The sequence below is a fragment of the Streptomyces griseorubiginosus genome, from assembly GCF_017614965.1.
Taxonomy (GTDB): Bacteria; Actinomycetota; Actinomycetes; order Streptomycetales; family Streptomycetaceae; genus Streptomyces; species Streptomyces griseorubiginosus_B.
The window spans coordinates 1-12,221 of the sequence record NZ_WVUG01000270.1; the positions used below are offsets into that span (position 1 = coordinate 1).

General features: G+C 71.6%; 9 protein-coding genes, 1 tRNA gene and 2 pseudogenes. 9 read left to right on the forward strand and 3 right to left on the reverse strand.

Annotated elements, in window-relative coordinates; genetic code table 11:
* The 3 genes from GRC12_RS34260 to GRC12_RS46790 all read left to right on the forward strand — a co-directional run.
* A partial coding sequence (locus GRC12_RS34260; RefSeq protein WP_208783752.1) for a S1C family serine protease occupies positions 1-1,225 on the forward strand: 1,225 nt, incomplete at its 5' end.
* Between the two features lie 111 nt (positions 1,226-1,336).
* Positions 1,337-1,423 (forward strand) — tRNA-Ser (locus GRC12_RS34265).
* Between the two features lie 174 nt (positions 1,424-1,597).
* Entirely contained in the window at positions 1,598-1,936 is a 339-nt protein-coding gene (locus GRC12_RS46790) for a DUF6233 domain-containing protein (protein ID WP_208783755.1), read from the forward strand.
* Positions 1,937-2,049: 113 nt separating this feature from the next.
* Here GRC12_RS46790 and GRC12_RS34275 read toward each other — a convergent pair whose 3' ends face one another.
* Positions 2,050-2,481 (reverse strand): hypothetical protein, encoded by a 432-nt coding sequence (locus tag GRC12_RS34275; protein WP_244374221.1) that lies wholly within the window; start codon positions 2,479-2,481, stop codon positions 2,050-2,052.
* Between the two features lie 57 nt (positions 2,482-2,538).
* Entirely contained in the window at positions 2,539-3,408 is an 870-nt protein-coding gene (locus GRC12_RS34280; RefSeq protein ID WP_208783758.1) for a bifunctional DNA primase/polymerase, read from the reverse strand.
* A 349-nt stretch (positions 3,409-3,757) separates the two neighbouring features.
* Between GRC12_RS34280 and GRC12_RS34285 the strand changes: the two genes are divergently transcribed.
* The 6 genes and pseudogenes from GRC12_RS34285 (at position 3,758) to GRC12_RS34310 (ending at position 9,649) form a co-directional block, all read left to right on the forward strand.
* Entirely contained in the window at positions 3,758-4,069 is a 312-nt protein-coding gene (locus tag GRC12_RS34285; RefSeq protein WP_208783759.1) for a hypothetical protein, read from the forward strand.
* Between the two features lie 288 nt (positions 4,070-4,357).
* Positions 4,358-5,320 (forward strand): bifunctional MaoC family dehydratase N-terminal/OB-fold nucleic acid binding domain-containing protein, encoded by a 963-nt coding sequence (locus GRC12_RS34290; RefSeq protein ID WP_208783760.1) that lies wholly within the window; start codon positions 4,358-4,360, stop codon positions 5,318-5,320.
* Positions 5,317-5,706: pseudogene (locus GRC12_RS34295) on the forward strand (MaoC family dehydratase); the annotation flags it as partial. The gene GRC12_RS34290 and the pseudogene GRC12_RS34295, both read left to right, overlap by 4 nt.
* A 185-nt stretch (positions 5,707-5,891) precedes the next feature.
* Positions 5,892-7,058, forward strand: coding sequence for a lipid-transfer protein (locus tag GRC12_RS34300; RefSeq protein WP_208783761.1), 1,167 nt, complete (start codon positions 5,892-5,894; stop codon positions 7,056-7,058).
* Between the two features lie 241 nt (positions 7,059-7,299).
* Positions 7,300-7,857 (forward strand): SigE family RNA polymerase sigma factor, encoded by a 558-nt coding sequence (locus tag GRC12_RS34305; RefSeq protein ID WP_133049763.1) that lies wholly within the window; start codon positions 7,300-7,302, stop codon positions 7,855-7,857.
* A gap of 115 nt (positions 7,858-7,972) precedes the next feature.
* Entirely contained in the window at positions 7,973-9,649 is a 1,677-nt protein-coding gene (locus tag GRC12_RS34310) for a long-chain fatty acid--CoA ligase (protein ID WP_208783762.1), read from the forward strand.
* A gap of 129 nt (positions 9,650-9,778) precedes the next feature.
* Here GRC12_RS34310 and GRC12_RS34315 read toward each other — a convergent pair.
* A pseudogene (locus tag GRC12_RS34315) lies at positions 9,779-12,221 on the reverse strand (nickel transporter); the annotation flags it as partial.

A 12,221-nucleotide genomic window follows, 5' to 3' on the forward strand; every position in this document is an offset into this window, starting at 1 on the left:
CTCCTGGCCGCCCCCGCCGCCCGCGACCCCCTCGTACGCCGACGGTTCCGGCGGCTCGAACTCCGGCTGGGGCTCCTCCTACCAGCCGCAGCCGCGGTCCCCGAAGTCCGGCCGCGGCGGCCTGGTCGCCGCGATTCTGGTGGCCGCGCTGGTCGCCGGCGGTCTGGGCGGCGGTCTCGGCTACACGCTGGCCAAGAACAACGACGACAACAGCGGTTCCACGACGGTCTCCGCCTCCACCAGCGGCGGCGCCGTCAAGCGCGACGCCGGCACGGTCGCGGGCGTGGCCGCCCGGGCGCTGCCCAGCACGGTCACCATCGAGGCCGAGTCCACCAACGGCGAGGGCGGCACCGGCACCGGGTTCGTCTTCGACACCCAGGGCCACATCGTCACCAACAACCACGTCGTCGCCGACGCCCTCGACGGCGGCAAGCTGACGGCCACCTTCCCGAACGGCAAGAAGTACGACGCCGAGGTGGTCGGACACGCGCAGGGCTACGACGTCGCCGTCATCAAGCTGAAGAACCCCCCGTCGGACCTCAAGCCGCTCACCCTGGGCGACTCGGACAAGGTCGCGGTCGGCGACTCCACGATCGCCATCGGCGCCCCCTTCGGCCTGTCGAACACGGTGACGACGGGCATCATCAGCGCCAAGAACCGTCCGGTGGCCTCCAGCGACGGACAGGGCACCAACGCCTCCTACATGAGCGCCCTGCAGACGGACGCCTCGATCAACCCGGGCAACTCGGGAGGGCCGCTCCTCGACGCCCAGGGCAACGTGATCGGCATCAACTCGGCGATCCAGTCCACCGGCAGCGGGGGCCTCGGCGGCACCAGCCAGTCCGGCTCCATCGGTCTGGGCTTCGCCATCCCGATCAACCAGGCCAAGTACGTGGCCCAGCAGCTGATCAAGACCGGCAAGCCCGTCTACGCCAAGATCGGCGCGTCCGTCTCCCTGGAGGACTCCAGCAACGGCGCCAAGATCACCGAGCAGGGTGCCGGGGGCGCCTCCGCGGTGGAGTCCGGCGGTCCCGCCGACAAGGCCGGCCTCAAGCCCGGGGACGTCATCACCAAGCTCGACGACATGGTGATCGACTCCGGTCCGACGCTGATCGGCGAGATCTGGACCCACAAGCCGGGCGACAAGGTCACGATCACCTACGAGCGCGACGGCAAGTCCCACACCGTGGACCTGACCCTCGGCTCCCGCGTCGGCGACAGCTGACCCCACCGACCTCACGCGCGCGTACCTCCCCGGTCGATCAACAACCGACCCACGCGCGCGTGCGGACCCGTTACCCTGGTCCCGCGCCGTTCGATCTCCTGGACGGCGCGGGGTGGGTTGCCCGAGCGGCCTAAGGGAACGGTCTTGAAAACCGTCGTGGCAGCGATGTCACCGTGGGTTCAAATCCCACACCCACCGCAGCAGGTCAGAGGCTTGCAGGTCAGAAGGGGTGCGGCTCTCAGGAGCGGCACCCCTTCCTCGTGCGTCCCTGGACCGGACTGGGCGAGGCGGGCGGAGTCGGCCGGATCATGCGGCGGGTGCGATGACCTCCCGGGGATTGCAGGTCGCCGCCACGATCTTAGAATCGAACGTGTGAACGACACGGTCCCGTCGAGACTCGCACTGCTCCGCTTCCTCGAGCGCGTGCAGGAACGGGACCTCGCCCGCACCCGCCGGTGGATCCTCGACGAGGAACGCCGCGAGGCCGAGCGGCAGCACGGCATCCACGCCCGTCCGCCCGCGCCGGAGTGGCTCATCGAACTGGGGCTGAACCGGCACGCCGCACCGCTGTACGTGCACGCGGGGGACTGCTGGAACGCGGGCAAGCGCAGCCAAGGCATCAGCCGCGACCAGGCACGGTGCGCCCTCGCCGACGGGATCAAGCCCTGCCCGCAGTGCCAGCCGGACACGGCCTTGGGGATGCTGGACTAGGCGCTGGGGACGCTGACCAGCTCTGGGATTCCGGGCCAGCCCTTGGAGATGCTGGATCAGGCCCTGCGGATGCTGCATCAGGCCGCACTCGCGCCGTCGCCGCATCGCTTCGGCTAGAGCTCGAAGTCCCGTGCCAGTTCCGCCCAGTCCACCTCCCGCAGACCCGCCTCCGCATCGCATTCGTGCGGAACGTCCGGGGTCGGCTGGAACCAGATGACCGTGAGGGAGGAGCGGTACAGGACCGGATCGTGGGCGGGGTCGAGGGGCGCGGAGTGCAGGGAACCGACGCAGGCGACCGGCGGCAGCACCTCGACCGGGCCGAACGCGCCGGAGTACTGGTCGGGGTACTCCCGCGCGGGCGGGACGAGATGGACCGGGGTGGTGGGGAAGACGCGCTCGGCGGTGTGGAGCAGGCCCTTGATCTTCATGTCGTTGACCAGTCTGCAGGGGTAGCCCTCCAGCATCCTGCCGTACGTCGACGACAGCCGAAGTTCGGTGAGCTCGACGGAGCGGCCGGAGGTGAGGATCACGCGGGTCAGCGACATGAACCGCACTCTAGGGCGGTCGTGCATGGACTTCCTTTGCTTTTGTTGCCGGTGGCCTCACGGCCGGTGCCCTGTCATGCGCGCCGCCGACGCGATCGTCGCCCGTGCCTCGCGTTCGGTCAGGCCGGTGTTGAGCGCAGCGTCGACCAGGGGGGCGACGAGGGCGGGGCCGATTCCGTTCTCGTAGGCCCGGCAGGCAGCCCAGAACAACCGGGTGTTGCGCTGCCCCTCGTGCGCGGCGAGGACGAACTGGACCAGCCCCTGCCCGTGGTCCCCCGCCGAGGGATGCGTCGCCGGGTGGACGGGCCGTGGCGGCGGGAGCAGCAGGCGCAGCAGGGCCGGTGGGCAGGCGGCCGGGGCGAGGTGGGCCGTGCCGGGGGCCGTCGTATAGGCGCCGTGGTCGGTGCGGGAGCCCGGCCCGACGAGGTAGCCGCCGGCGCCGCGGATGTCGATGCCCGGGGCCAGGCGGCCGGCGGAGTTGGGAACGGCCACGTCCGCCGGGCCGGTGAGCCACAGATGGCGGCCGCCGCTGGGTGTGAGCACGACCACCGTGTCCGGGATGGTGAACAGGTGGCGTAAGGCGAGTTCACGCAGCGCCGTCGAGGAGTCCGTGCCGGTCTTGGTGTCGAGGTCGACGCCGATCAGGTGGTGGGGCGGCAGGCCGCAGGCGATGCCGTAGCCGGTCGCCCAGGGGGCCGCGGCGAACAGTTCGCGGATGCGCGCGGGGTCGGTCGAGGCGTCGTACACGCCGTGGCCGAGGCGCCCGCACTCGCCGTGGCAGGGGCGGGGCTCGGGGTCGTCGCGGTGAGGGGAGCGAAGGGCCGGGAGTTTCGTCCGGGACAGGGGGATGACGGCCAGTCCGCGCTCGGCGGCTGACAGGGCGTGTGCGAGGGCCAGCGTCGTGGCCTGCCGGTCGGTGGTGGCCATGCCTCTATGTTCGTACGTACGTTCGAAAAAGGGAAGGGTCTTCGAACGCGACGCGCCCGTCCGGAGAGATTGGCCGGAAAACTGCCGGAACGCTTCATCCCTTCTGTCACTTGAAGGCCGGGTGCCCGCTCCGCCCCGAGCTGGGTACGGAAAGTGGCGAAAGGGGTTTATCGACTTGTCGTAGCACTTGAGTGGGAATCACGGCTTCCGGGGTGGTTCGCCGGGGATTCGGTGGGCAACCCTGGTCTCGCGACGTCGTGCACAGCTCCGAGGCGGTCGGCCAACTGCCTTGGTAACAGCCTCACTTGACGCACTACCGGCCAGAAGGCCGGGTTCTGGAGGAAGAAACATGGCAAGCATCCGTACCGCCCGCGTCATCGCCGCCGTCTCCGCCCTCCCGCTGGCCGCCGCCCTGTTCGCCGGCGTCGCGGCGGCGGACAACGGCGCCTTCGCGGACGACGGATCGAACGCGGGTGTCGCGAGCGTCGTCGGCAGCGGCGTCGGACACGACAACAACGGCAACTCGTCCACCACGCAGCAGAACGCGGTCGGCTCCGGTGCCTCGAACCAGAGCAACACCGCGCAGGTCAACGGCTCCGCGTTCACCGCCATCCAGCAGGGAAACGAGAACGTCGCCGTGCACTTCAGCCACCTGTGGTGAGCCGACGGCCCTGACTCGCGGAGTCGGGTGCCCGGGGGGTGGGGGGTGATACGTCGCGCGGCGGCACTTCGGTGCCGCCGCGCAGACGTGTGTATGCCGTGGGGGACGGCGCTCAGCGAGGGGGCCGGCGCGAACCTTCACAGCGCATCGGGAACGACCTTGACAGTGGATCAGATCTGACGGACAGTCAGAAAACTCTCGCCGAGGTCGTGGAACCCCACCGGCGGCTGCGGTGTACCAGAAGTGTCAAAGCGATGCGATGCGAGGCGGCGCGGGACGAGGGGGGCGATGGTGAGCGAGGACGAGCTGGTCGCACGGCTGAAGGCATACGAGGGAAGGGCCGCCGCCGTCTCCGGTGCGGGCAAGGACCCGGTCAACCTCCCCATGATCCGGCACTGGTGCGAGGCGATGGGCGACACCAACCCCGCGTACGAGGGCCCGGGCGCCATCGCCCCGCCCACCATGCTCCAGGCCTGGACCATGGGAGGCCTCTCCGGGCACACGGGCCGCTCGCAGGCGTACGACGAGCTGCTCGGCCTCCTCGACGAGGCGGGCTGCACCTCGGTCGTCGCCACGGACTGCGAGCAGGAGTACGTCAGGCCCCTGCGGCCCGGCGACGAGGTCAGCTTCGACACCGTGATCGAGTCGGTCTCCGACCGCAAGACGACCAAGCTGGGGACGGGGTACTTCGTCACCACACGCACGGAGGTACGGGTCGGCGCAGCCCGCGACCTGGTCGGCACTCACCGCTTCCGGATCCTCAAGTACGCCCCCGCGGGCAGGAGGCGCAAGGAGTCGGAGAACAAGGAGAAGCAGTCGGCGATAAGCGCGACTCAGCCATCCGCCCGCCGTCCCCGCCCGGTCGTCAACCGCGACAACGCCGGTTTCTGGGAGGGCATGGAGCGCCACCGCCTCCTCATCCAGCGCTGCACAGCCTGTGGCACCCTCCGCTTCCCCTGGCTGCCGGGCTGCAACGCCTGCGGTGGCCCGGACTGGGGCACGGTCGAGGCGAGCGGCGAGGGCACGGTCTATTCCTACGTCGTCATGCACCACCCGCCCTTCCCGGCCTTCGACCCCCCGTACGCCGTGGCCCTGATAGAGCTCGCCGAAGGCGTCCGTCTGATCAGCAACGTCATCGGCGTGCCCTACGACAAGGTGCGGATAGGACTGCCCGTCCATCTCGAATTCCAGTCGTACGACGACGAGTTGGTGCTGCCCGTGTTCCGCGCCCGAGAGGAGGAGACCGTATGAGGGCCGGTGAGAAGCTGCCGCCGCTGGAGATCCCGATCACCCGCACCCTGATCGTGGCCGGCGCCATCGCCTCCCGCGACTACCAGGACGTGCACCACGACGCCGAGCTGGCCCGGCAGAAGGGCTCCCCGGACATCTTCATGAACATCCTGACGACGAACGGCCTGGTGGGCCGCTACATCACCGACCACTTCGGACCCACGGCCCACCTCCGCAAGGTCGCCATACGACTGGGGGCGCCCAACTACCCCGGGGACACCATGGTGTTGACGGGCACGGTCGAAGAGGTCGACGGTGACACGGCGACGGTCCGGGTGGTCGGGTCGAACGGCATCGGCAGACACGTAACCGGCACGGTGACGGTCACGGTCCCCTCGGCAGCCGCGATCACCACGCCCACCGACGCCGCCGTGCCCACCGACGCCGCCGTGGGCTCCGATGCCATCGTGCCTACCGATGTCGGCGTGGGCTCCGATGCCGTCGTGCCTACCGATATCGCCGTGGGCTCCGTCGCCGTCGTGCCCACCGCCCCCGTGCCCACCGGCACCGTCGCCCCCTCAGGCGGTGCCCGATGAGTGTCCGGGGCCGGGACGGCCTGGGTGGACGGGCGGCCGTCGTCGGCATCGGGGCCACCGAGTTCTCCAAGGACTCGGGACGCAGTGAACTGCGGCTCGCCGTGGAGGCGGTGCGGGCGGCGCTGGACGACGCGGGGCTGACGCCGGGCGACGTGGACGGGATGGTGACGTTCACGATGGACACCAGCCCGGAGATCACCGTGGCGCAGGCGGCCGGGATCGGCGAGCTGTCGTTCTTCTCGCGCATCCACTACGGCGGCGGCGCGGCCTGCGCCACCGTCCAGCAGGCGGCGCTGGCGATCGCCACCGGTGTCGCCGAGGTCGTCGTCTGCTACCGGGCCTTCAACGAGCGCTCCGGACGCCGCTTCGGCTCGGGCGTGCAGCACCGGGAGCCGTCCGCGGAGGGGACCGCGCTCGGGTGGTCCCTGCCGTTCGGGCTGCTCACCCCGGCCTCCTGGGTTGCGATGGCGGCGCAGCGCTATCTGCACACGTACGGGCTGACCCCGGAGGCGTTCGGGCATGTGGCGGTGGTCGACCGGAAGTACGCGGCGACGAACCCGGCGGCGTACTTCCACGGCCGACCGATCACCCTCGCCGACCACGCGGCCTCCCGCTGGATCGTCGAACCGCTCAGACTCCTGGACTGCTGTCAGGAGACGGACGGCGGCCAGGCGATCGTCGTGACGTCCGTAGAGCGCGCCCGAGATCTGCCCAACCCGCCCGCGGTCGTCGCGGCGGCCGCCCAGGGTGCCGGGCGCGGCCAGGAGCAGATGACGAGCTTCTACCGCGACGACCTCACCGGCCTGCCGGAGATTGGCGTGGTGGCCCGCCAGCTGTGGCGGACCTCCGGGCTCACGCCGGCCGATGTGGACGTGGCGATCCTGTACGACCACTTCACACCGTTCGTGCTGATGCAGCTGGAGGAGTTCGGGTTCTGCGGCAAGGGGGAGGGGGCCGACTTCATGGCCGCGGAGAGACTGCCGGTCAACACGCACGGCGGACAGCTGGGAGAGGCGTACCTCCATGGGATGAACGGGATCGCCGAAGGGGTGAGACAGGTGCGCGGGACGGCGGTGAACCGAATACCGGGCGCGGAGCGGGTCCTGGTCACGGCGGGCACCGGCGTGCCCACCTCGTGCCTGGTCCTGGCAGCGGACGGCTGACCCGGGCCTGGGCCGGCGCGGGCGACCTGCTGACCTCGCTCGATCCCGCCACCGAGGCCGCCCGGACGGAGCGACGGCAGGAGCCCGGGGTGCTCCCCCAGGGGTGATCCCGCAGTACGTGTCACCCCCTCGTCCACCTTCAGGAGGTGCAGTCAACCCCACCCCTACAACCTGAGGGGGACTCGGCTTCGGGACCTGCGGCCGATGAGCCGGAGGCGCCCTCGCTCCTAGCGTGGAGTCCATGACCACACCCGTCTGCACCAGCGCTTCGACCGCCGCCGCCCCGGCGACGCAGACCCTGTCGTACCCGTCGTTCGCCTCGTACATGAGGGCCCGGCAGTCGGTGCTGCTGCGTACCGCCCGGTCGCTGACCGCGAACCCGAGCGACGCGGAGGACCTGCTGCAGACCGCGCTCACCAAGACCTACGTCGCCTGGGAGCGGATCGAGGACCACCGTGCGCTGGACGGCTATGTGCGCCGGGCGCTGCTGAACACGCGGACGTCGCAGTGGCGCAAGCGCAAGGTCGACGAGTTCGTGTGCGAGGAGATGCCGGAGCCGGAGCCCGCGCCCGGCGGGGAAGACCCGGCCGAGCAGCAGGCGCTGCACGACGCGATGTGGCGGGCGATCATGAAGCTGCCCGACCGGCAGCGGGCGATGGTCGTCCTCAGGTACTACGAGGACCTCAGCGAGGTCCAGACGGCCGAGGTGCTCGGCGTGTCGGTGGGCACAGTGAAATCGGCGGTCTCCCGTGCGCTCGGGAAACTCCGCGAGGACCCTGAGCTGGGGCTTGTGCGTTAATGCGCCGACCTGGAGGCTATTGGGGACCGCAGTGACGCGATCGATCAGCGGCACCTAGTGACATACCGCGCGGTATGTGCGCAGAATCAGCGCATACCTTACCGCCGCGTAGGCAATGTCGCCCCGGGAGGACACCGTGCTGAGCACGATGCAGGACGTACCGCTGACCGTTGCCCGCATCCTGACGCACGGGACGCTGGTGCACGGACGGTCGCAGATCATCACCTGGACCGGCGAGTCCGAGCCGCATCGACGCAGCTTCGCCGAGGCGGGCACCCGCGCGGTGCAGCTGGCGAACGCCCTGCGGGACGAGCTCGGCGTCCGGGGTGACGACCGGGTCGCGACGCTGATGTGGAACAACGCGGAGCACGTCGAGGCCTACTTCGCGATCCCCTCCATGGGCGCGGTGCTGCACACGCTCAACCTGCGGCTGCCGGCCGAGCAGTTGGTGTGGATCGTCAACCACGCGGCCGACAAGGTCGTGATCGTCAACGGTTCGCTGCTGCCGCTGCTCGCCCCGCTGCTGCCGAAGCTGCCGACGGTGGAGCACATTGTGGTCTCCGGCCCCGGTGACCGTTCGGTGCTCGAGGGTGCCCGGGCGCGGGTGCACGAGTACGAGGAGCTGATCGCGGGTCGGCCGACGACGTACGACTGGCCGGAGCTGGACGAGCGCCAGGCCGCGGCCATGTGCTACACCTCCGGCACCACGGGCGACCCCAAGGGCGTGGTCTACAGCCACCGTTCGATCTACCTGCACTCCATGCAGGTCAACATGGCCCAGTCGATGGGGCTGACGGACCAGGACACCTCGCTGGTCGTGGTGCCGCAGTTCCACGTCAACGCCTGGGGCCTGCCGCACGCCACCTTCATGACCGGCGTCAACCTGCTGATGCCGGACCGCTTCCTGCAGCCCGGCCCGCTAGCCGAGATGATCGAGACCCAGCGCCCCACCCACGCGGCCGCCGTCCCCACCATCTGGCAGGGTCTGCTGGCGGAACTGAACGCCAAGCCGCGGGACGTCTCCTCCCTCACCCAGGTCACCATCGGCGGTTCCGCCTGTCCGCCCTCCCTCATGGAGGCCTTCGACGAGCTCGGGATGCGGGTCTGTCACGCCTGGGGCATGACGGAGACCTCCCCGCTCGGCACGATCGCCCGTCCGCCGGCCCATGTGGTGGGCACGGACGAGGAGTTCGGGTACCGGCTGACGCAGGGCCGCTTCCCGGCAGGTGTCGAGGCGCGGCTCAGCGGCCCCGGCGGCGAACGCCTGCCCTGGGACGGCGAGTCGGCGGGCGAGCTGGAGGTCCGCGGCCCCTGGATCGCGGGCGCCTACTACAACGGCCCGGACGCCGAACCCCTGCGCCCCGCCGACAAGTTCAGCGAGGACGGCTGGCTGAAGACCGGCGACGTCGGCACGATCTCCCCCGAGGGCTTCCTCACCCTCACCGACCGCGCCAAGGACGTCATCAAGTCCGGTGGCGAGTGGATCTCCTCGGTCGAGCTGGAGAACGCCCTGATGTCCCACCCGGAGGTCGCCGAAGCGGCCGTCGTCGCCGTCCCCGACGAGAAGTGGGGCGAGCGTCCGCTGGCCACGGTGGTCCTCAAGGAGGGCGCCACCGCCGACTTCGCGTCCCTGCGCGCCTTCCTCGCCGACGAGGGCCACATCGCCAAGTGGCAGCTCCCGGAGCGCTGGACGATCATCGAGGCGGTGCCGAAGACGAGCGTGGGCAAGTTCGACAAGAAGGTCCTGCGCAGGCGGTACGCCGACGGCGACCTGGACGTCACCCAGCTCTGACGGACCCCGGTCCCCCCCGCACCCCCCGCACTCCCGGCACCGACTGGCGTGGCCGTGTCCGCGTCAGTCGGTGGTCAGATAGTGATCAGTTGGCGATCAGCTGGCGATCGGTCGGTGGTAAGTCGGTGGTCAGTTGGTGCCGATCCGCGCCAGCAGGTCGACGATCCGCGACTGCACCTCGGCGCTCGTCGAGCGCTCCGCCAGGAACAGCACCGTCTCGCCGGACGCCAGCCGCGGCAGATCCGCCTGGTCGACGGCGGCGGTGTAGACGACGAGCGGGGTGCGGTTGAGCTGCCCGTTCGCGCGCAGCCAGTCGATGATCCCGGCCTGCCGCCGGTGCACCTGCATCAGGTCCATCACGACCAGGTTCGGCCGCAACTGTCCCGCCAGTGTCACGGCGTCCGCGTCGCTGGCGGCCCGCGCCACCTGCATCCCGCGCCGTTCCAGCGTCGCGGTCAACGCCAGCGCGATCTCCGCGTGTTCCTCGATCAGCAGCACCCGCGGCGGATGCTGCTCGCTGTCCCGCGGCGCCAGCGCCTTCAGCAGTACGGCGGGATCGGCGCCGTACGCCGCCTCGCGCGTCGCCTGCCCCAGTCCCGCGGTCACCATCACCGGCACCTGGGCGGTGACGGCGGCCTCCCGCAGCGACTGCAGCGCGGTCCGGGTGATCGGCCCGGTCAGCGGGTCCACGAACAGCGCCGCCGGGAACGCGGCGATCTGCGCGTCGACCTCCTCGCGCGAGTGCACGATGACCGGCCGGTACCCGCGGTCGCTGAGCGCCTGCTGGGTCGTCACGTCCGGGGCGGGCCACACCAGCAGCCGCCGCGGGTTGTCCAGGGGCTCCGGGGGCAGTTCGTCGTCCAGCGGGACGGGCCGCGGGGTGTCCGCGATCTCCACGGCACCGCCCGGACCGTCCAGCGGCTCGGGCCCCTCGGCGGCGTTCTCGTCCGGCGCGCCTATGGCGTACGACCGTCCGCTGCCCTCGGTGGCCTGCGCCAGCCGCGACTGGCCCGCCAGGGACGGCTGGGGGACCTGCGCGGGCGTCTGCTCGCCGGCCGGATGCGGCCGGGCCGCCTGCTCCGGCGCCACCCCCGCCCCGGTCCGCGTCCCCAGCTTCCGCCGCCGGCCCGAACCGCCCGGGTTGTGCGGCGCGGGGGTCGCCGTCGGCTGCTGCACCTGCGCAGCCTGACGGGTGAACGGCACGCCCTGCCCCAGCGTCCGCACACTGATCGCCCGCCCCTGCGTCGAGTTGGGGTCGACAGTCGGATCGCTGGCCACGGCCTGCGCCTCGGGAGGCAACGGAGCACCGGGCTGCGGCGCGGCCTGCGGGGGTACGGCACCGGTGGCACCGCCGACCGGCACGCCGGCACCGGCCTCCGCGGGCAGGGCCTGCCCGGGAGCCGCCGGTACCCCGGGCGCCGCAAGCGGCTGTCCTGGAACCGGCTGCATACCCGCCCCGGGCACCGGCTGAGCCGCGCCCGGCGGCACCGGCTGAACCGGCTGGGCCTGCTGAGCGGGCAGCGCGGCCTCCCCGGTGGCGTTCTGCACGGGAACACCGGGTGCCTGGGCCTGTACGGGGACGGACTGACCGGGGGAAGCCTGTGCCGGGATCGGCTGACCCGGGGCGAGTTGTACGCCCGCCGGGAGCGAGCCCTGCGCCGGAACGGTCACCGCGGCCTGCTGACCCTGGACGACCGGCTGACCGGCGGGCTCCGCCGGTTGGGCCACGGCACGGCGACGACGGCCGGTCGGCGCGCTGGTGGGGTGCGGCTGGGGCGGGGTGTGGTCCCCGGACTGGTCATGCGGAACGGCATCGTGCCGCCCGTCCTCGCCGACCGCGCCCCCGGCACCATCAGGCCCACCCTGCCCGGGCACCTGCACCGGCCCGGCGACCTGCGGCTGCCCGGGGGCCTGCGGCTGTCCAGGAACCTGCGGCTGCCCGGGGGCCTGCGGCTGTCCAGGAACCTGCGGCTGCCCCAGGGCCTGGGGCTGCGCAGGAACCTGCGGCTGTCCGGCGACCGCGGCCTGACCGCCCACCTGCGCCTGACCGACGACTTGCGGTTGCGCCGGAAGCTGCGGCTGCGCAATACCCGGAACCTGCCCGGGCACCTGCGCCTGCCCGGCGCCCGCGCCCTGGACCTGCCCAGGAACCGGCAGTTGGCCGGCACTCGGCATCTGCCCGGGAGCCGGCACCTGGCCGACACCCTGCGCCGGGACCGGAACCTGCGGCTGCGCACCGACTTGCATGGGCCCGGAGAGCTGCGGCTGCCCGGCGTTCTGCGGCTGTCCGGGAAGCGGCGGCTGTCCAGCCCCCGGCAACTGTCCAGCCCCCGGCATCTGTCCCGGCACCTGCACCAGCCCCGCACCCGGTGTCTGTCCGGGAAGCTGCGGCTGTCCAACCCCTGGAGCCTGCCCGACAACGGGCACCTGCCCGGGAACCTGCACCAGCCCCGCAGCCGGCGCCTGCCCCGGAGCCGTCACTTGTCCAACACCAGGTACTTGTCCGGCCCCCGGCACCTGTCCGACCGCCATTGGCTGCCCGGCCCCCGGCACCTGTCCGACCCCCTGTGGC